Raw genomic sequence first — 18574 nt, 5'->3', positions numbered from 1 at the left:
GGAGCAGATATCCTGGGAGGGTGTGCAGGAAATGATACTCTGTTCGGAGGCGCAGACAACGATACTCTCACAGGTGGCAAAGGCAACGATCTCCTTGACGGAGGCATGGGAAATGATAGTTTGATTGGGGGTAGCGGCAACGATATCTTTGCCTTAAAAGCTGGTGAAGGATTTGATATTATCGCTGATTTTACCCTGGGTCAAGATTTGATTGGATTAAGCGGTGGTTTGAGTTTTAGCCAGTTAGAAATAACTCAAAATACTCAGGGAACTATTATTAAGAATCTCTTGACAGGGGAGCAGTTAGGTGTGATGGTTGGAGTGAGTGCCAATGCCATAACATCTGCTAATTTCATGCTGGTTTAGGAAAGAAAGGAAAAGTGCGATCGGTAAAATAAGGGCGATCGCACTTAACCCAAATCAACATTTATCTGGGTTCATCGGCGTCAATCCGCCGCCATCTGCGGTTAAAATTTCATACCTACTATTACGGCAATTTCACTTCTGTCTCTTGACTGATAACTACTGGTGGCGACAGAGGCGGTTGAGATTCTGCCACATTCAACTGACCGCCACAACAACGCAACTCGTAAAGTTTTGCATTAATTTGATACTCATATTGACTCAATAACCTTGCATAAATATAGCCAGCTTTTCCATCCAAAAAGCCGAGCTGAATGAAGTAAAATAAAATAAATCTGAGCATTGGTTTAAAAGGCAGCCATACCCAAACTTTTTTGAGAAATCGCTTCCGCTGTACGGCATCTCCAAATAAGTGAGCGCCAATAGTGCCGCTGTCGTCGCGGCCTTCAATAATATTGTAATAAACACGAGCTTCCCAATTAGAATAGCGGTTGTGCCGTTCTATCCAGTGAAATAAATCGCGGTAATCCTCGTGGATCATGTCATTTTTTAAGTAGCCGACTTGACCGGCTAAAATGACGTGTTCGTGCACTTCGTTGTCGCCAGTATTGGGGACGGATTCAGTGCCGAGGTTTTCGTAACGTCCTTTTTGATGCTTGAACAAACGCAAATTCCAGTCGGGATATCGGCCGCCGTAACGCAGCCACTGACCTAAAAAGAAGACTTTGCGGTTGAGGTAGTAGCCGTCAAAATTGGGGTCTTCGATCGCCTGCGCGATTTCGTCCCAAAGTTCCGGGGGAATGCGCTCGTCGCAATCGACAATTAATACCCATTCGTTGCGAAAGGGCAGATTGTCCAAAGACCAATTTTTCTTTTTCGGCCAGCGGTTGTCAAAGTAAAACTGCACTACTTTTGCGCCTGTGCTGATGGCAATTTCTACCGTGCGATCGCTGCTTTGGGAATCAACCATGAAAACTTCATCCGCCCTAGCAATGCTGGCCAGACACGCTGGTAGATTAAGTTCTTCGTCTTTTGCCGGAATGAGAACTGAAACCGGAATCTTGGATGAACTAGATGTCATAATCGAGTGCTTGAACCTAAATGCGGTCGAGTTTTGGTGGATGAAATGCGATCGGCACAGCCGCGCCGACGACTTGAGCAGCGAGGGATATTGCCTATAGCCTAATGCCTGCTGGTCGATTTCGGTGCAAAAATCATGCCGCGGATTGCTGCGCTCAAATAACCGATTTGACCCCAGGCAAAAACGAAATTTTCAAAGCGCAGCCCTGGATCTCTAATATATTTAAAAGACTTCCAGACTCCCCTCAAGATTCTTTCACCCCCCCGCCCAAGCTGAGCAATACCGGCTCGATCGGACAATTGTTCGCGATAACACTCGCTGATGCCTTGCCACCACCCGCGCTGTAGAAACCAAGCTTTGTTGAGCCTTTCTGTGGCGACATGGTGAAGCACCAGGGCCTCCGGTACATAAACTACTTGCCAACCTAACTCTAAAGCTAATTCTGTGGCCCGCAACTCTTCATTTGACAGCAACTTTGTGCCGACTCTACCGAGTTTGACATCGAAGCCGCCAATTTGTTCTAGAAAAGCGCGCCGGATTGAGTAGTTTACTCCCCTGGGAGTCAAGCCGGCAGCAGTCACGTACAGGCAAGTATCGCCTAAATCGTATGATCCCAAGTTCTGGGCCAATCCCGGTGACAGCCATTCGGGCGGGCTGACTCCCGAAGGCCAGAGCAAATTGACTTTGCCACCAGCTACGGCGAGTTGTTGATTGCTTTGATAAGCCGCGTGCAGCACCCTGAGCCAATTCGGCTCAGCCATAGCGTCGTCGTCGAGATAAGCTAATATTTCACTGCGAGCTTGCTTCGCGCCTGTGTTCCGGGCTACTGACAGACCGATTTCGGGTTCCCAGACGTACTTGAGGCGGCCATCCCCCAGTCTTGCTTCTACCACCTCGCGGGTGCGCGAAGTCGAACTTTCGGGGCTTGCATAATCGCTAGAAGCGTTATCCACTACTACTACTTCAAAGTTGTCGGGAAAATCCTGTACCAGCAAGCTGTCGATCGCCCCACCTAAATAGGCGGCGCGATTGTGGGTGCAAATAATCGCTGATATCTGAGGATGATCTGGCATAAATAACAGCTTGGGAAATACGGGGGTTCTCGATCGACTTACTCTGATATTGTCTCATCAATGCTATTATCGCTTAAAAAGCATTTGGTAGTTGGCCGTTTAAATCATAATTGGTAATTGCTAATTGGGAATTGGCAATTGGGAATTATGTTTAATCCTTTGTATGTGACCCCGCCCAAACAAGGGAGACAAGCCCGCGACATTAGTCGCGAGCAGCCCAAAAATTTTAACCAAACTTCAATCTCCCAAAATCATTTGTTGTGGAGTAAATCTAAAATCTAAAATCTAAAATCTAAAATCGACTGACTAATGAGTAACTCAGAACCCACCACATCGAGACAATTAATCTTAGTAACTGGGCCGGCCAGAAGCGGCAAAAGTGAATGGGCCGAAACTCTGGCGGCGGGTTCTGGGAAACAAGTAATCTATGTGGCTACCGGTCAGGTTGATGAAACGGATTTGGAGTGGCTTCGTCGCCTCGATCAGCACCGAAATCGCCGTCCACTTGATTGGGCAACTCTAGAAGTGCCGATCGAATTATCGGCCGTTTTGCGAGCAAGCAAGCCGTCAGATTGCTTGTTGATTGATTCCCTGGGAACTTGGACGGCAAATCTTTTGGAAGAAGAAGCTGCTGTTTGGGCGAGTACGCAGCAAGATTTGCTAGCCAGTTTGAAGTCGGCGGCGGCTGATGTAATTTTGGTAGGGGAAGAAACCGGATGGGGTGTTGTGCCTGCTTATCCGGCGGGACGGCTGTTTCGCGATCGCCTCGGCACTCTCGTGCGCCACATCGGGGCGATCGCCGATACTGTTTATCTCGCCACCGGAGGTTACGCCTTGAATCTCAGCGCTTTGGGTACGCCACTGCCGCCTGTCGCGAAAAATTAACAGCCGGAGTCGCGATCGACAAGAGAGAAAAAATATCGGTTTCCCGAACGACAATTTCAACTGAAAATCAGGTATGATTTTAACTAAGATTGAAAACTCAAGAGTCATATAAATTAGTCAAAAAACCTAATTACTAGGGGGAACAGCCCAACAATTTGACATGAGGAATAGCCGAATTTTGAAATTATGTAAAAGATAAAATGTCTCTTAAGAAAGAGTGCTAATTTCAAATTAAAAGTCTAAAATAATCAATTAGTTGAAGGGTTGACTAAAAGTTATGGCATCAGATAGTGAAGTAAGAAAATATATTGCTTACTGGTTTCAGTTAGGCAAAAAAGTATTAATTCGCAACGGTTCCGAAGCGCTGCAGCCCAAATCGGTAAATGCGGGCGATCGCTACAGCCAGGAATTTGAAGAGTGCTGGCAAAAAATCATCTCCCGCGACAGCGGAGACTGTTACCTCGAAGGCACAAACGAAACAATTGCCCAACTGCTGACGCCAGCTTGGGAAATCAGTCCCTGCGCGCGCTGCGCTATGCCCGTAGTGTTCAAACAAACCGGAATGCCCCCGGAGTTCTGTCCCTGTAACGACTTACCGAACTGGCCCGATACCGAAATGCCCCAACCTCGATCGCCCGTCAGCAGCCAATCGCAACTATCAGGCATTCGCGATCGACTCCAAAGATCCAGCGGCGAGTAAGTATATAAGAAGGAAGAAGGGTCTTCTTCCTTAAATTGTTACAATATATTTACAATGCTTCACACTAGGTCTGATTTATGAATGTCAAGACAGTATCGCCAGCCTCCCCGCCAACTTATGTAAATTCAGGGACTCAGGCTGTACTCGGCAATCTCCAAGATGCAAATACAATTCCCCTGCAAGCAGTACCAGTATCACTAGAGACGGATGTCGTAACGGACGATCGGCTCAAATCAGCCAGAGACATAGCTTTCGAGTTAGCCGGAGATGCTGTTCGGTACGATCCAGTGGCGATCGCAGCCCTGTACCGAAATCGACCCCTACAAGTCTGGGGAAGGCTGTCGAGCGTTGTTTGGACATTTTTTAGCTTTGCCTTCAGTGTGTGGTTCGACGGCAAAACAGGTCGTACCGCCACCAACCAAAAGCGTCGCGCCGTCCGACTGCGAGAAATTCTCGGCCAACTCGGCCCAGCTTTCATCAAAATCGGACAAGCACTCTCAACACGCCCCGACTTAGTACCGCCAGTATATTTAGAAGAACTAACAACGCTGCAAGACCAATTGCCAGCATTTCCGAACGAAGTAGCATATCAATTCATCCAAGAAGAATTGGGAGCCCACCCCAAAGACATCTACGCAGAAATCAGCCCAGATCCGATCGCCGCAGCATCTCTCGGACAAGTCTACAAAGGCAAACTCAAAACCGGAGAAACAGTCGCAATCAAAGTGCAGCGACCGGGTTTAGCCGAAAACATCGGCTTAGATATCTACATCCTGCGGCGTCTTGCAGTTTGGGCACAAAACAACTTCAAAATAATTCGCAGTGACCTCGCAGCCATTATGGACGAGTTGGGCGAGCGCATTTACGAAGAAATGGACTACACCCACGAAGGTCAAAATGCCGAACGGTTTGCCCAACTCTACGGCCACATCAAAGACATTTATGTTCCCAGCATCTACTGGGAATATACCCGCCGCCGCGTCTTAACAATGGAGTGGATCACCGGCATCAAACTTACGAATTTAGAGGCCGTTAAAGCTCAAGGAATCGACGCTCCTTACTTAATTGAAGTGGGGGTGCAGTGCTCTCTCAGACAACTTCTCGAACACGGTTTCTTTCACGCCGACCCGCATCCCGGCAATCTTTTGGCAACTCCTGATGGTCAATTAGCTTATCTCGATTTCGGGATGATGAGCGAAGTTAAACCTTATCAGCGGTACGGCTTGTTGGAAGCTGTGGTGCATTTGGTGAACCGCGACTTTGAAGGTTTGGCAAAAGATTATGTCAAGTTAGAGTTTTTAACGCCAGACACCGATTTGACGCCAATTATTCCAGCTTTGGCCGGCGTGTTTAACAATGCTTTGGGTGCTAGCGTTGCCGAACTCAATTTCAAAAGCATTACTGACGAACTTTCGGCGGTAATGTACGAATATCCTTTCCGGGTTCCAGCTTACTATGCTTTGATTATTCGATCGCTCGTCACCTTAGAAGGGATTGCCATTAATGTCGATCCAGAATTCAAAGTGCTCAGCAAAGCTTATCCTTACGTAGCAAAACGGCTGTTGAGCGACCCCGCACCGGAATTGAGAGCATCCCTGCAAGATTTGCTGTTCAAACAAGGCGAATTCCGCTGGAACCGCTTAGAAAACTTGCTCAACAATGCCCGCGAGAGTGAGGATTACGATGTCAGCAAAATCTTGAACCAAGCATTAGAGTATTTATTTTCCGAAAGAGGAGATTTCATTCGCGATCGTATTGTCCTCGAATTAGTCAAAAGTCTCGACACACTTTCCAGCAACGCTTTTGCTAACGCCAAAGCAGTCGTCGGCGAATGGTTTGGAGTCAAGGCAAATCAACCTGTGGTTTCACCAACTGAACAAAAAAACCTAGAACACATCAAACGGATTTGGGATATTTTGCAATCAACTCCCGGTTTTGACGGGACGAAAGTATTGCAGCTACTGCCGCAGTTGTTGGTGAAACCGGAAGTGCAGAATATGGGGCAGAAAGTAGTCGGCGGTTTAGCTCAAAGAGCAGTTGCTAGGGTTATTCGCGAGTTTTTACTTTCTCAGGAATCGGCAGCAATTCCCGATAATGGAAGCTCTGCTAAAACTTCGCCTCAGTTGTCTTTACCTGCGGCGAAGTAGTTTGATGGGGCGTTTTTAACCGCAGATATTAGCAGATAAACACAGATGAACGCAGATGAAATTTCGTCTGCGTTCTTTTAATTAAGCTAATGCTGTAGCTGCTGGTAAAGGTTCAATTTCTTCGGGCTGGGCGTGACGGCGTGGGTCATCAAAACCCCAAGCAAATAGCCAATCGGGGTCAGCGTTACCGCACCCTATCGAATATATTTGGCTGTGTTTGAAATGCTTGAAAAACTCCTGACACTTTTCATCGGTCATTAGCGATTCTTCTAGCGGTAAGTCGTGAATTAGGGCGTATAAATCAAATTCGTTTCGCTCTGGATTCCATTGATAACGCAGTTCAGGAGTGTAACCGAGTTCTAGCAGTTTTGTCAATGCTTCATCAGGGTTTTTATAGCTGTCTAAGTGAACGCGGTTCAGGGAAACAACTACTTGTACGTGGTGGTACTTTGCGGGTGTTAATCGATATTCGGTCATCGGTTTTTCCTTTTTTTCTCATCACAGGTGTAATAGGTTCTTCCGGTTGCATCGGGGTGTCTTGTTGCTTCGCGGTTTTGCTGTTCGCATCGCTTAGCAGCTTCTGCGTCACTCCGAGCATAAAAAGGTCTGTCCGGGTGTTCAGCGAGTTCGGCTTCCAAGTCTTCCCAAGATTTTTCTGGGTTGTCTGCGTCTCTCAACATTTGTCCCTCGCTTAATGTCTCCTCAGTCTTGAACGTTTTGCCCCGCTTGAGTTTTAGGCTCTGGCGGGGTTTCTGCTGTCTCTAGCCATTGCTTCATCAGTAAACCGATGACTTCGCTCATTGGCTTTTCTTGAGCTGTGCAAGCTAGTTTGAATCGTAGCTTTAGCCTTTTATCTACGTAAACGCTTAGTTCAGCCATTTCAGGTGGAATTTTTTTAGCCATGTCTCTCATACGCGCATACCTGTATTCTCGCATCTGGCGAGGGGGCGGTTTACTACGTGGTGACATGACTACGTATTGCGCGGTTGCGCGATATACGTTATAATACCAACATAGCCAAAAAACGGCAACCCCACCGCATTAAGAAATGTTGTTGCCGGAACCGCCGAACCAGCTATCGCTACGGGATTGTTCCAGGAAGATGTCGCTGCCTGCTTCGTCGTAATCCTGTTCACAAAAGTGGAGACAGCTAGCTCATAAAATTTTTATGTTGACTAAAAATTCAAAAATAGATAAGATTTCTACAGTAGATCTTTTTACTTGCTGCGTAAGCCTTATAGCTCTTTCAGATGCAGAATCAGAGTCGCTTCCTTCGATCGAAACGGCTACGCGCTGCCCTCTGGTATGCCGCCAACGGCAAGTGCCAGCATTGCAGATGTGATTTGCCTTCAGACTGGCACGCAGATCACATTGAGCGATGGGCAGAAACTCAGAGAACCAATGTCCACGAAATGCAGGCATTATGCCCCAAATGTCATCATCAAAAAACTGCTGAGGAGAACAGAAACATGACAGATTCACTGCAATTAGAGCTAGATTTTTTTTCTTCACAAGCTCCTAAAGAACCTCATAATTTAAGAAAGCATCAAGCTGAATTTTATCAAATCTGTAAACGCATAAAGGCGGGAGAACAAATTAAAAAAATTCTTATGCTGGTTACGCCGGGAGGCGGTAAGAGTCTTATCCCAGTAATTGCTGCAGCAAATTTAATTCCAAATCGTAATTCTAGCAACAGCTTTCATGGAACTATAGCTGATGCAATTTGTTGGGTGGTTCCCCGACTAAATCTCCAAAATCAAGCAGAAGAACAATTTGAAGATTGGCAGTTCAGAAGTCTGCTAGGGCATCAGCATAGAATTATGGCAAATAATAATGAGCCTAATCCATGCAAGGGAATGTCTGGCTATGTGGCCACATACCAGGCTATTTTAGAAGGTCGCGATCTTCATGCTCAAGAAATTCGACGCAAGCGCTATATTCTAGTGCTAGATGAGTTTCATCATGTTAAGCAAGATGGAGCATGGCATAGAGCGTTACAGCCATTAGTGGATGATGCTGTATTAGTCATCTTAGTAACGGGAACTGGCGATCGAGGAGATGCACAGCCAATTGCTTTTATGCCCTATAAAGCAAATCCTAGCGGTACTACTCCAGATTTATCAAGTAGTAAAGATACCGTAGTTATTGAATATACGCGAGGACAAGCACTCAAAGACGGTGCGATCGTTCCTCTCCATTTTGAATGGGGTGATGGGGAGGCTAAATGGATAGACCAACAAGGGCAAGAATGTTCAGTCGAAAGCTTAGCAGAGGCTGGAGACTATAGCAGCTTAGCACTTCGCACAGCGCTTAGTACCGGATACGCCGAGCAGTTACTCACAAAGTGTGTTGATAATTGGAAGTCAGATAAAAAAAATAACCACCGATCTAAGCTATTGGTACTCGCGCCCTCAATACCAATAGCTAATCAATATTTGGAGTGGCTGCAAAAGTTAGGAATAAAAGCCTTACAAGCCACAAGTGATGAATCGAAAGAAGCGCAAGCAGCAATTAAAAGATTTAAGAAGCACTACAACGATGCAAAAGCAGTTGATGCTTTAGTAACAGTGGCAATGGCCTATGAAGGACTGGATGTTCGGGCAATTACCCATGTTGCGTGTTTAACTAATATCAGAAGTAAGCCTTGGCTTGAACAATCATGGGCAAGGGCTGCCAGAGTCGATCGAGAAGCTGGAGATTTGAAAAAAACAGGGCTGATTTATCTTCCAGATGACCAGCTAGCTGCTAAATCCGTACAAGCTATCATAGCGGAACAAGAGCCAATTATTAGGGAAAGAGAATTAAACAGGCGTGACAATGACAATGGTGGAAATGGGGATAACGATGCTAAAAGCAAAGAGCCGCGATATAATAGTAGTATCGCATTAAGTTCCAACTTAACACGATCGAGAGCATCTGATTTAAGTAGCGGGGAAATAGTAGATTATGCTGAGACTGCTCAAATCCAATCAGCAATGCAAAAGGTTGGATTGGGTGGAATTAGTACCGTGCAAATGAAACGATTTCTCGATGCTTATCAGGAGCCGGAAGCCAAAGATAGTCATGATTCTTTAATTGGGATCAAAGAATCTTTGACTCCCAGTGAAGAACGGGACATTATACGAGAAAAGATTGAAAAATATGTCCGTTACTATGCAGCAAGGAATGGCATAGAATCCAAAACCATTAATGGGGAAATTGTCAAAGAATTTCGCAAGGGACGCAAAGCAATGACACTTGAAGAATTGAGGCAGGTGTGGGCATGGCTACAAAGCAACTATCCAATGAACGATTGAAAACTCACATCGAAACTCTCGGCAATGCAGGCGAACTCAATGCACCTCCTGGATCGCGCCCTTGGGCGATCGCTGTAAGGCTGGAACTGCAATCAGCCTTACATGATGCTGCATTCAATGCTCAACAATTGAAAGCATGGCGCGATTTGATGAAGCAATTCTCTGGCTATCATCAGCTTGTTGACGAGCGTGGACAGCCATTCAAGACTTATGAGGAACTCTGCAAGGCTAAACCACCATTTGGTTTGGGTTATGAGCCGTCAGATATTGATAAAATTATTCAGGAACTAGCATCACCTAATGCAAAGACCTTTGAGCCTGAAGAAGATCAATTTCAAGAGCAGGGAAGTTCGTCAAAATATTTGGAAAAATTTTCTAAGCTGCTTCAAGCTTGTCCAGACCAGCAGCCTATAAATGCAGTTAAGATTAAACGAGTATTGCGGACTTGTTTAAGTAACGCACACATTTGGAGGAAAGGTTGGCTAGAATTGGGATGGATTGAACCCTTATCAGGTAATAAACGTGGTTATTACCAAATCACCGATTTGGGGCGGAAACTGGTGAAAGATTGGTCAGAAAAAGTTCCATCTAGTAGCCTAAATACCCCTTCATATGTAAAGATTCCTCGCCATAATCCCAAGAGAGCTGGAGAGGTGCTAATTAAAAATTTGGACTCTGAGCAACTCAGAGAAATTTACAGTCTAATCGGAGAATCACTTGCGCTTGAAAACAACCCATAATAAAAACCCGGTTTTTTCAACAGCACTTATGCAATGGGCATCAGGACAATCAACTTGTAGGGTGCTCTACTACTTTCACGATCAACGGATTATCGAGGGGTTGGGATAGTAGAGTACCTTACTAATTGTGACACTTGCATAATTCCTGATTTTTTAACCGCAGATAAACACAGATGAACGCAGATGAATTTTTGTCTGCGTTCTTTTAATTAAGCTTGAATCCTTTAGCCGCTAATTGCTGGCGGAGACTTTGAATTATTACGCGATCGAGAGTATTTTCCCCACTATTGGTACTAGATTGGCGCTGTTGTTCAATATATGCTGCACGCTTTTGAGATAAGTCGCGGATGGTCTTTTTAATCGCTTCTCTTTCGGTTTTCTTTCCAGCAACATATGCTCTCTTTTCTGTTAGCGTCATCCCTCGCATGATTTCTGGTAAATTATCATCTGATATTGCCTCTAGTTTAACTGTTCCGTTTTCGAGAGCATCCAGCAAGTCCCAAGAAGCATTATCATAGTATTCAGAAGCTTTGGACGCACTACGCGAAGCAAAACTTGTGCCAGAATTACTATCTTCAACAGCCTGACGTTGTTGTCCGATTCTTCCTTCTCTACCGTAGGGAATGTAGGTTTGATTGAGTTTAGTATTCCAAGTAGAAATTTCGTCGTCGTAAGGAGACTTAATTACCACAATTTGTTGGTTTTGATTAATGTTGAAGCTACTGCCTTTTGCTAACTCTGCTCCTGATGCCCAAAGTCTTCGCTCCTGACTTTCTGCTGAACCACAGTAGATTGTATTAACGAGGGTATCTCCTTTGACAGCGAGATTGACCGATTGATTCCAAACTATTGGGCCTTGATCGAATGGTTCATTACCCGCAATAAAAATCACGCGAAAATCTTCCGGATTTTTACTCCAGTTTAATTCTTGCATTGCCGAACGAATTACCCAGCCAGCATATTCTTGACCGCCGTTGGTTTTGATACTAAATAGCTTTTCGGAAACTAAATCTAATTCAGGAGTAAATCCAGTTAATAATCTCACAAAACCTTCCGAAGAAGGTAAAGTGTCATTACCATAATGGTAGAGGGCAACCTCTAACTCTGGCACTTGGCCGTCTTTGGTTACTTTAGTTAAAAAATTAACAATTTGCCAAAGTTGAGTACGAGTCTGGTCAATCAATCCATCCATGCTATTACTAGAATCTAAAAGGATGGCTATCTGAATTTTTGCTTTGGCGAAAGCTGCTGTGGGAGAACATAAGATACTTAGGGTTAAAGCTGTAGTGAATAAAATTCGAGTTAGTTTCTGCATGAAATTTTCTGATTTGTTAATAGTCAGGACTGACGCACTCAATGGCTGTGTGGCAAGGGTTTGAGCTTCTTCGCAACCAAGAGCGAATGACAGCATTACGTTTTCCCAATTATAGTCATTCCAAAATAGATTGAATGACTGATGTCAAGTAACTTGTAACAAGATTTTACATTTGTGATTAATTTAGTCAGTCATGGACGCAAAAAAGCCGATTTATCCCAAAATTCGTGGATTAATTCGAGATATATTGACGTATAAACCTGGTTTTTTGCTCGGTGTGCATCCAGAACTGACTTAAAGAAAAATATCCACAAACAAAAACCAGGTTTATTCCATAAACCTGGTTTTTATGTATTCGATAGATGTCCACTTATCTAGGATTAATCAGAGCTAGGAATGACAATCCTCTCCTTATAGCTTCGCTCGCGCGTACTTCGTCATTTCCCTTCTATTTATTTATCAGGGTGAGCTCGGTAGTTTTATGCAAAACTCTCCTGTTTTTTTTGATAAAGTTTGACAAAGACTGGGTGAAAGTACGGAATAACGGTTGTTTTCGGGATTTAAGGGCGATCGGTGTTTTAAGTCGTTTTTATCTTTAGGGTGCGTCAGCTACGATTATTTTCGCTTTCTATCAAAAATCTCATCCCTGAGATACCTTGCCAACCAACGGTGCGTCAGAACTCGACTTTTTGTGGCGATCGACAATCTCGCAACTGACGCACCCTACCACTTGCTTTACGGAGGAAATGGAGCTGATTTAGGATGACTCCCAGCGTAGTAAACAAGCACTTTGTGTTGGTCTTCATCCGGTACATAAAATACTCGGTCTGAGCTGGTTACTTCATACTCCCATGCACCTTTGTAGAGTTTACCTTTTAAGGGAAAAACTCTCTTTGGTTTTCTCACCATTGGCGCATTACATAAATCCTGATAGCACCGACGAGTATTCTCAGGAGCGCGTAACATTAAGGCTTCCCAATCCCGGTTAACCCGTCGGTTTTTCGCTACTACTAACCAGGGCGATGCAGGTACTTGTACGATAAGTTTGACTTCGTTTTCTTTAGCAGATGGCTTTGTTCGCGGTGCTGTCAGCGGTTCTTCAGGAGGCTCTACCAACTCTGAAAGCACAGGCGCTGGTGCGGGAATTTCGGCTTCGGCTTCAAGAGTTGCGGGTGATGGTGTCGGCTGTTCTTCAGGAGACACCGGGCTTTCCGAATCATCTGGAATTGGTTCAGAGTGCGTCATACCGAAGCCGATTCGGTAGTGTTTTCTGCGGTCGGTTTTGTCAGTAACACTTCGTCAATTTCGTCGTTGAAAGCTGCTGCGAGTTCAGGACTAGAAATTGCGATCGCGCTTTCATGCCATTCATAAATCGTTGCCTCAATCCGATCCCAAGCCGCAGGTTCCGACTCCACAAGACGGTAATCTTTCTCCATTTCTGCGATCAGTTCACTGAGTTCATCCTTGTCAAATTCTTTTAGCCACCCATAGGGATGTTCTGAACCAATCTGTTCTCCCAGACGCAACCGATAAGCAGTGGCTGTCACCTCAAAGACTTTCAGGGAAAGGGCGGCAGCCTTTACCAACAGCGCCATATCGTCGCGGCGCAGCAAAGCAAAATGCTGGTCGTTACGAGTGATGGTGATAGGATGATCCATCGCCAAATCCAGCACTCTACCTGGTTGCCGGTTCAATTCGGTGGCGGTAATTAATTCATCGCCGTACACCAGGCGCGAAGATTCACTCAGCATAGCTTTTTCACCTCTATCAACATCGGAACGCTTTTCAAGGGGCATACGTATTATTATACGTACTTCTCAAATTTTTTCACTTTTTACAAAGCTTAACATCCTATTTGTCCGCTCAAATCGACCGCACAGCAAGACTTTCAACCATTCGCTCAAAAAAACTTTCAGAATTTCGCATAAAACTACTGAACTCACCCTGATAAGTAAATGTAGGAAAAAAGTTGCGGCCGCACTTAACTATGACTGATAAATCCAACCCCTCCGAGGGAGAAGACCACTTATCCGACGAATCCGATGCTGTTGGGTGCTCAGTAAAATCGGAAAAGTTCGATCGAGATCCCGCACACCAGCAAATCGTCGAACTCGTCACCAAAGCTTGCCAGCAGCCCCCCGGCAGTATCAGGCGAAGTCGTTTCTTGCATCGACTGATTCTAGAGATTCTCAAATCCGGCAAACTCTGGAAAGAAAACACACCTTACTATGAAGAGGCACTGAACAAGACATGGATCTATCTGTCTCGTAATTTATGTGAAGCTACCACAGCAAAACGACCTTACGATCCCGAAGAAAGCCTGATTACGACTTGGTTAAATCCATATCTCAAAAAGCGGCTGTTAGATTATCGCCTAGCCCAACAAAAAGAACAGCAAAAACAAAAACCCCGTCAAATAGTGTCCTTAGAAGGAGAACAAGACGAAGAAAATGTCAATTCAATTGAAAAAATACCAGCAGAAGCGGATTCAATTTTCTATGTTGAAGAAGTTATAGAATGGATAGAAACCGATCCAAATAACGAGTTGAAAAGCAGACACGTTAGAGGAAAACCGCAGATAAATTGTCAAGTTTTATTGCAGCGCCAATGTTTGTACGGTCAAAGTCTTCAAGAACTCGCCAAAGAGTTTGGCTGCGCGCATTCTACTTTATATCAATTGTTCAACAATGACTGCCGTTATCTGCTGCAAAAATTTTGCGAAGACCAAGGATATCAAACTTTAAATATACCAGGAGTGTACCAGAACAATGAACCATAACAACCTTTGGGAAATCGAATCTTTGCCGATGCCAATTACTCAGAAGGCACTGCAAGTCGCTCAGCAGTTTGCCACCCAACAGCGCCACCCGCAAAGGCACGAGCAAGTTTATCTCAATACTTTGGCAGTGCTGGCAGTTCGCGATTATCTAAAAATCATTGATATTGAAACTGACTTGACTGAATGCGATAGCTGGAATCCCGTAATTCGCCTGTTTGCCGATGCGGGAGATTTGTATGTTAAAGGATTGGGAAAAATCGAATGCCGTCCAATTAACAATCGGCATCAAAATCCAGAAAAAGGCAACCAGAATTCATCTGCACATCCGGCTGAGATTTGCCCGGTGCCGGTGGAAGCAAGGGCAGAACGCATTGGCTATATTGCTGTAGAAATTGATGAGGAGGAAAAGGAAGCAAGATTGCTTGGTTTTTCTCCAAGTGCGGATGCGGGGGAATTAGTATTGAGCGAATTGCATTCCCTGGATGATTTCTTAGGGCACCTCGAACATTTGTTGGAATCTAAAATTAACCTCAGTCAGTGGTTGATGAATGTATTTACGGCTGATTGGCAGCCTTTTGAAGCGGTATTTAACCAGCAGGCCCAAACTTCTCCTGTTGAGATTGAAAATCCGGTTGAATCTAAGTTAGGCAATTGGTTGCAAATTTTTGTAGACAGATGTTTGCAGCAATTGGATCGAGGCAAACAAAATTTAAAAAACTTGATTTCCCCTGACGAAACCCCCAGTTTTGCATTACGAGGAGGTGGAAATTCGAGAGAAGAATCTGCGTTACAGGGCAGTCAAAGTAGCATCAATAGGTTTCCCGAAGCCGATGTCACGCGGGCTAAGTTGATTGACTTGGGAATGCGGCTGGGAAGGACAACGGTGGCTTTGTTGGTGGCGATTGCTGAAGAGAGCGATCGCACTGTCAGAGTTCACGTTCAACTGCATCCGGCGATCGGAGAACGTTACCTGCCCCAGAATATTAAACTTTCCTTAATATCCGACATCGGTAAAAATCTAACTGAGTCACAATCAAGGATTCAGGAGAGGTACATTTTGCTGAAGGATATTGAGGTAGATCGAGACGAGAGTTTTAGTATTCGAGTAGCTTTAGATGATTTCAGCGTCACAGAAAATTTTGTGGTATGATATCTCGATTAACTCTATTCGCGTCTAATTTATGAGCTTAAGATTTATCTTGGGTTTAGGGATTGGGGATTTACACAAGGGTTTTCCCGACATCACAGGGGAGTTTCAAGAAAACCAAACAACAGTTCATAAATTTAAAGGAAGTTTGCCACCAGCCCCGGAAGTTGATGATCTGCAAAAAAGATGGCAACTTATTTGTCGTGCGGGAAAATCTAGCAACATCCTTTCTAGAATTAAAGTTAAGGCTACAGGGACAACCAATATTTGTGAAGATAATCCTCAATTGATCTATCAATATTTGAATGAATCTATGAGGCTGTGGCTGAGTAGTGAGGAGTTTTATGCGGGAATTGAGCATAATTTTAGAAATGTAGTTGATGCGTTTGGTGGTCGAGATCGGTGCTTTGAAGTATTTCTCGAAATCAAAGATTCGGAAAATTGGCATCTGCCTTGGGATGCGTGGAAATTTCGCGAAGATTACAAAAACTGTGAAATAATTAAAAGTCCGTCCCAGTATAGAAAAGCTCTCAAAAAGGCAACTACAGGCGGAATGCCTCTGCCTTCGCGAGGTAGAATTTTATGTGTCTCCGGTAATAGTGACGGACTCGATCTGCGACAAGATGAGAAAAGTCTTCAAAGGTCTTTTGGCGATCGCTGCGAGTTAGAATTTATTCAACAACCAACCCCTCAACAGTTGCGCGATCATCTTTCACAGGATGAAAAAAACTGGCAAATTTTATATTACGGCGGACATAGCGATAGCAATTCTGCCAATGGATGGCTCCAGATAAATCAAGGAGATTGCGATAATACTGTCACAATAGATTATTTAAAAGAGGGCTTAGAAAAATCAATTTTTCAAGGATTGGAGTTGCTAATTTTAAACTCTTGTTCTAGCCTCCAATTGGCAGCAGATTTAGTAGCGGGAGGCTTGCCTTTACCGTCAATGATTGTGATGCGTGCGCCGATACCAGATAAAATTGCTCACGATTTTGTTAAGTCTTTATTCGGATATTTAAGCAAAGAATATCCTTTGTTTTTAGCAGTACGAAAAGCTAAGGATTATTTACAGAAGTGGGAATCTGAGTTTCCCGGTGCGAGTGCGATACCAGTGCTCTGTCAGCAGCCAACTTTTGAGGGGTTGACTTTACTGCAATTAAAGCGCGCGCGGCGCAGCTATCCCGTAGGGAATCGCCTGCTTGTGTCTGTGGCCGATGTTTTGGGTGATACTGGGGACGATCGCCCAAACAACGATATCTCTATTTTTATTTCTAATTTGATGCAGCGCCTGGGAATCGGTTTAGCTACTACCGCTAGCAGTTATATGTTAATGGGCCCGATACTTGCCCCAGTTGCTAATCAAATTGGCATGGAAAACCACCGTCAAAATAAACCTTTAATTGCGAAAAGATTCTACAAATTAGCAAGTTTAATTAACCTTAATTATGCACAGCCTTACTATAATTTAGCTATGTTGTGCGACGAATTGAATGACGATCTCGGTGCGTTAGAGGCAATGCAAAATGCTGTATTGCGAGGACTTCCTGATGCTTCTGCTCAAATATCTAAATTATTCATTCGCAAGGATAAACATCAAGCAGCTTTAAAGGCGATCAACCTTTGTTTAGAACACGCTAAATACGACGGAGTAAAAGCTGCTTGTATCAAAAATCGCGGCTGGATACGGTTCAAAGATAAGCAATATGACGATGCAGAAATAGATTTTAAAACAGCAATTGGATTGACAGAGGATAGCCCTGAATCTCACTGTTTTTTAGCACGGGTTATGGAAACTAAAGGTAAGCCACATGAAGCGTTAGAACACTGGAAAAAAACGATTAAATATTCTAAATCTAGCGTACCAGAACAAGATAAATGTATCCAAACTGCCAAACAACATTTACGAATAAAAGGAAATATAAGATGAAAATCAGGATTGCAGTTTTTATAGCTTTAAGCTCGATCGCAACTACTGCACTAGCAGCGAGTAACAGAATATCCAACGGACTCATTATCCATAGTAGCGGGGAAGTTGCGATCGATCGCCAAGACGGCCGAATTGTCCGCCCTACCAGCGGTACGCCGCTTTATCCGGGAGACAAATTGCGAACAGCACAAAACGCCCAACTGACGATCCAATGTGCAGATTGGGGAATTAAGTCGATCGCAGGGAGTGAAAATCAATTGAATAGCTGTTTGTTTGCCAAACAAGAGTCGAAATCTGATTGTAGCGCCGACTTGATTAAATGTCCCGATCGCGGCGATGATAAAATTAGCTGGAATAGCGCGCCAATTCCTTATATTATCAGTCCGCGGCGCACGAAATTGCTCGACAGCAAGCCAATTTTGCGGTGGAATCCGGTTGCTGGTGCTACTAGCTATAAGTTGAGCCTCCGCGAAAATGGAGCGAAATTAAACTGGGAAATGACTGTTACCGGTACTGAGGCTGTCTATCCGGGGGAACCAGCGCTGAAACCGGGTGTTAGGTACCGATTGATTGTCGAGGCGAATACGGGCGCTTCTTCTGAAAGTGCCGTGGGAGAAGGAGATACAGAGTTTAGCTTGCTGGATGAGAAGCAGGTTCAGGCTGTTAAGGATGCGGTTGGGGCGATCGACAAACAAGTACCTAACGAAAACGCCAAAAAATTAGCAATTTCTAGCGTTTATCTTAACACAAACTTGATTGCCGAAGCAAGAGAAATATTAGAAAATTTACAAGAAACAGGCATGGAAACACCGCCCATTTATCGCACGTTGGGCGATTTGTATCTAGAAAAGCTACAACTGGTTCCCCAGGCTGAAGTCTACTATTCCAAGGTGATTAATACGGCGAAACTTGACGATATTGAGGAGTTGACAGCCGCTCGATACGGATTGGGGCAAGTTCATTCAGCCATGAGAAATAATTTGGAAGCTATGAAATATTTGCGAATGGCAAAAGATGGATATACAACTTTGGGAGATTTACCAATGGTGGAAAAGATTGAGAAGCAAGTGCGAGATTTGCAAAGGAGGGAACAGAGGAAATAGTAACTGGCTGTGATG

The 18574-nt window shown here is 44.4% G+C and carries 18 protein-coding genes and 2 pseudogenes; 12 read left to right on the top strand and 8 right to left on the bottom strand.

Annotated features, from left to right (window positions below):
- Nucleotides 1–366 (top strand): annotated as a pseudogene (locus tag QUB24_RS06020) (calcium-binding protein); the annotation flags it as partial.
- Nucleotides 367–487: 121 nt separating this feature from the next.
- Here QUB24_RS06020 and QUB24_RS06015 read toward each other — a convergent pair.
- Nucleotides 488–1405: a glycosyltransferase family 2 protein gene (locus tag QUB24_RS06015; RefSeq protein WP_333151637.1), complete on the bottom strand. Its 918-nt coding sequence runs from the start codon at nt 1403–1405 to the stop codon at nt 488–490.
- Here QUB24_RS06015 and QUB24_RS06010 point away from each other — a divergent pair.
- Complete coding sequence (locus QUB24_RS06010; RefSeq protein WP_223300923.1) at nt 1332–1544, top strand: hypothetical protein; 213 nt, start codon at nt 1332–1334, stop codon at nt 1542–1544. The genes QUB24_RS06015 and QUB24_RS06010 overlap by 74 nt on opposite strands.
- A 1-nt stretch (nt 1545) precedes the next feature.
- Here the strand turns inward: QUB24_RS06010 and QUB24_RS06005 are convergent, their stop codons facing one another.
- The gene (locus QUB24_RS06005; protein WP_333151624.1) at nt 1546–2517 is read right to left on the bottom strand and encodes a glycosyltransferase family 2 protein; all 972 of its coding nucleotides are present in this window, start codon (nt 2515–2517) and stop codon (nt 1546–1548) included.
- Nucleotides 2518–2826: 309 nt separating this feature from the next.
- Between QUB24_RS06005 and cobU the strand changes: the two genes are divergently transcribed.
- The 3 genes from cobU (at nt 2827) to QUB24_RS05990 (ending at nt 6249) form a co-directional block, all read left to right on the top strand.
- Nucleotides 2827–3402: a bifunctional adenosylcobinamide kinase/adenosylcobinamide-phosphate guanylyltransferase gene (gene cobU, locus QUB24_RS06000; RefSeq protein WP_333151622.1), complete on the top strand. Its 576-nt coding sequence runs from the start codon at nt 2827–2829 to the stop codon at nt 3400–3402.
- A gap of 277 nt (nt 3403–3679) precedes the next feature.
- The gene (locus QUB24_RS05995) at nt 3680–4102 is read left to right on the top strand and encodes a hypothetical protein (RefSeq protein WP_333151620.1); all 423 of its coding nucleotides are present in this window, start codon (nt 3680–3682) and stop codon (nt 4100–4102) included.
- Nucleotides 4103–4179: 77 nt separating this feature from the next.
- Nucleotides 4180–6249, top strand: coding sequence for an AarF/ABC1/UbiB kinase family protein (locus QUB24_RS05990; RefSeq protein ID WP_333151618.1), 2070 nt, complete (start codon nt 4180–4182; stop codon nt 6247–6249).
- Nucleotides 6250–6330: 81 nt separating this feature from the next.
- Here QUB24_RS05990 and QUB24_RS05985 read toward each other — a convergent pair whose 3' ends face one another.
- The 3 genes from QUB24_RS05985 to QUB24_RS05975 are packed head-to-tail and all read right to left on the bottom strand — an operon-like array spanning nt 6331 to nt 7128.
- Entirely contained in the window at nt 6331–6726 is a 396-nt protein-coding gene (locus QUB24_RS05985; RefSeq protein WP_333151616.1) for a hypothetical protein, read from the bottom strand.
- Nucleotides 6723–6929, bottom strand: a complete 207-nt coding sequence (locus tag QUB24_RS05980) for a hypothetical protein (RefSeq protein ID WP_190663068.1) — start codon at nt 6927–6929, stop codon at nt 6723–6725. The genes QUB24_RS05985 and QUB24_RS05980 overlap by 4 nt, the downstream gene beginning before the upstream one ends.
- 22 nt (nt 6930–6951) lie before the next feature.
- Entirely contained in the window at nt 6952–7128 is a 177-nt protein-coding gene (locus tag QUB24_RS05975; RefSeq protein ID WP_199292753.1) for a hypothetical protein, read from the bottom strand.
- 371 nt (nt 7129–7499) lie between these two features.
- Between QUB24_RS05975 and QUB24_RS33550 the strand changes: the two are divergent.
- The 3 genes and pseudogenes from QUB24_RS33550 to QUB24_RS05965 all read left to right on the top strand — a co-directional run.
- A pseudogene (locus QUB24_RS33550) lies at nt 7500–7691 on the top strand (HNH endonuclease); the annotation flags it as partial.
- A 27-nt stretch (nt 7692–7718) separates the two neighbouring features.
- A complete protein-coding gene (locus tag QUB24_RS05970; RefSeq protein ID WP_333151612.1) occupies nt 7719–9545 on the top strand; it encodes a DEAD/DEAH box helicase family protein in 1827 nt (608 codons plus the stop codon).
- The gene (locus QUB24_RS05965; RefSeq protein ID WP_333151610.1) at nt 9512–10285 is read left to right on the top strand and encodes a hypothetical protein; all 774 of its coding nucleotides are present in this window, start codon (nt 9512–9514) and stop codon (nt 10283–10285) included. Before QUB24_RS05970 ends, QUB24_RS05965 begins: the two co-directional genes overlap by 34 nt.
- 205 nt (nt 10286–10490) lie before the next feature.
- Here the strand turns inward: QUB24_RS05965 and QUB24_RS05960 are convergent, their stop codons facing one another.
- The 3 genes from QUB24_RS05960 to QUB24_RS05950 all read right to left on the bottom strand — a co-directional run bounded on the left by QUB24_RS05960 (nt 10491) and on the right by QUB24_RS05950 (nt 13351).
- The gene (locus QUB24_RS05960; protein WP_333151608.1) at nt 10491–11696 is read right to left on the bottom strand and encodes a hypothetical protein; all 1206 of its coding nucleotides are present in this window, start codon (nt 11694–11696) and stop codon (nt 10491–10493) included.
- A 639-nt stretch (nt 11697–12335) separates the two neighbouring features.
- Nucleotides 12336–12845, bottom strand: coding sequence for a hypothetical protein (locus tag QUB24_RS05955; RefSeq protein ID WP_333151606.1), 510 nt, complete (start codon nt 12843–12845; stop codon nt 12336–12338).
- Nucleotides 12842–13351, bottom strand: a complete 510-nt coding sequence (locus QUB24_RS05950) for a hypothetical protein (RefSeq protein WP_333151603.1) — start codon at nt 13349–13351, stop codon at nt 12842–12844. The genes QUB24_RS05955 and QUB24_RS05950 overlap by 4 nt, the downstream gene beginning before the upstream one ends.
- A gap of 236 nt (nt 13352–13587) precedes the next feature.
- Between QUB24_RS05950 and QUB24_RS05945 the strand changes: the two genes are divergently transcribed.
- Genes QUB24_RS05945 through QUB24_RS05930 form a run of 4 tightly spaced genes read left to right on the top strand, consistent with a single transcriptional unit; the run spans nt 13588 to nt 18559 of the window.
- The gene (locus QUB24_RS05945) at nt 13588–14379 is read left to right on the top strand and encodes a sigma-70 family RNA polymerase sigma factor (RefSeq protein WP_333151601.1); all 792 of its coding nucleotides are present in this window, start codon (nt 13588–13590) and stop codon (nt 14377–14379) included.
- A complete protein-coding gene (locus QUB24_RS05940) occupies nt 14369–15529 on the top strand; it encodes a DUF1822 family protein (RefSeq protein ID WP_333151600.1) in 1161 nt (386 codons plus the stop codon). The genes QUB24_RS05945 and QUB24_RS05940 overlap by 11 nt, the downstream gene beginning before the upstream one ends.
- A 31-nt stretch (nt 15530–15560) precedes the next feature.
- Nucleotides 15561–17456, top strand: a complete 1896-nt coding sequence (locus QUB24_RS05935) for a CHAT domain-containing protein (protein ID WP_333151597.1) — start codon at nt 15561–15563, stop codon at nt 17454–17456.
- Nucleotides 17453–18559, top strand: a complete 1107-nt coding sequence (locus QUB24_RS05930) for a hypothetical protein (RefSeq protein WP_333151595.1) — start codon at nt 17453–17455, stop codon at nt 18557–18559. Before QUB24_RS05935 ends, QUB24_RS05930 begins: the two co-directional genes overlap by 4 nt.
- Nucleotides 18560–18574: the final 15 nt, after the last annotated feature.

It is taken from the genome of Microcoleus sp. B9-D4 (assembly GCF_036705105.1).
Lineage (GTDB): Bacteria > Cyanobacteriota > Cyanobacteriia > Cyanobacteriales > Microcoleaceae > Microcoleus.
The sequence above is the reverse complement of the archived record's forward strand: the minus strand, read 5'-3'. Positions and strand labels throughout refer to the sequence as shown.

Excerpts from the sequence above, each read along its gene's own strand:
- QUB24_RS06010 (WP_223300923.1), top strand. The coding sequence starts at position 1,332 with ATGAAAACTTCATCCGCCCTAGCAATGCTGGCCAGACACGCTGGTAGA.
- QUB24_RS05955 (WP_333151606.1), bottom strand. The coding sequence starts at position 12,845 with ATGACGCACTCTGAACCAATTCCAGATGATTCGGAAAGCCCGGTGTCT.
- QUB24_RS05975 (WP_199292753.1), bottom strand. The coding sequence starts at position 7,128 with ATGGCTGAACTAAGCGTTTACGTAGATAAAAGGCTAAAGCTACGATTC.
- QUB24_RS05995 (WP_333151620.1), top strand. The coding sequence starts at position 3,680 with ATGGCATCAGATAGTGAAGTAAGAAAATATATTGCTTACTGGTTTCAG.
- QUB24_RS05935 (WP_333151597.1), top strand. The coding sequence starts at position 15,561 with ATGAGCTTAAGATTTATCTTGGGTTTAGGGATTGGGGATTTACACAAG.
- QUB24_RS05940 (WP_333151600.1), top strand. The coding sequence starts at position 14,369 with ATGAACCATAACAACCTTTGGGAAATCGAATCTTTGCCGATGCCAATT.
- QUB24_RS05985 (WP_333151616.1), bottom strand. The coding sequence starts at position 6,726 with ATGACCGAATATCGATTAACACCCGCAAAGTACCACCACGTACAAGTA.
- QUB24_RS05960 (WP_333151608.1), bottom strand. The coding sequence starts at position 11,696 with ATGCTGTCATTCGCTCTTGGTTGCGAAGAAGCTCAAACCCTTGCCACA.
- QUB24_RS05930 (WP_333151595.1), top strand. The coding sequence starts at position 17,453 with ATGAAAATCAGGATTGCAGTTTTTATAGCTTTAAGCTCGATCGCAACT.
- QUB24_RS05970 (WP_333151612.1), top strand. The coding sequence starts at position 7,719 with ATGACAGATTCACTGCAATTAGAGCTAGATTTTTTTTCTTCACAAGCT.
- QUB24_RS06005 (WP_333151624.1), bottom strand. The coding sequence starts at position 2,517 with ATGCCAGATCATCCTCAGATATCAGCGATTATTTGCACCCACAATCGC.
- QUB24_RS05990 (WP_333151618.1), top strand. The coding sequence starts at position 4,180 with ATGAATGTCAAGACAGTATCGCCAGCCTCCCCGCCAACTTATGTAAAT.
- cobU (WP_333151622.1), top strand. The coding sequence starts at position 2,827 with ATGAGTAACTCAGAACCCACCACATCGAGACAATTAATCTTAGTAACT.
- QUB24_RS05980 (WP_190663068.1), bottom strand. The coding sequence starts at position 6,929 with ATGTTGAGAGACGCAGACAACCCAGAAAAATCTTGGGAAGACTTGGAA.
- QUB24_RS05945 (WP_333151601.1), top strand. The coding sequence starts at position 13,588 with ATGACTGATAAATCCAACCCCTCCGAGGGAGAAGACCACTTATCCGAC.
- QUB24_RS05950 (WP_333151603.1), bottom strand. The coding sequence starts at position 13,351 with ATGCTGAGTGAATCTTCGCGCCTGGTGTACGGCGATGAATTAATTACC.
- QUB24_RS05965 (WP_333151610.1), top strand. The coding sequence starts at position 9,512 with ATGGCTACAAAGCAACTATCCAATGAACGATTGAAAACTCACATCGAA.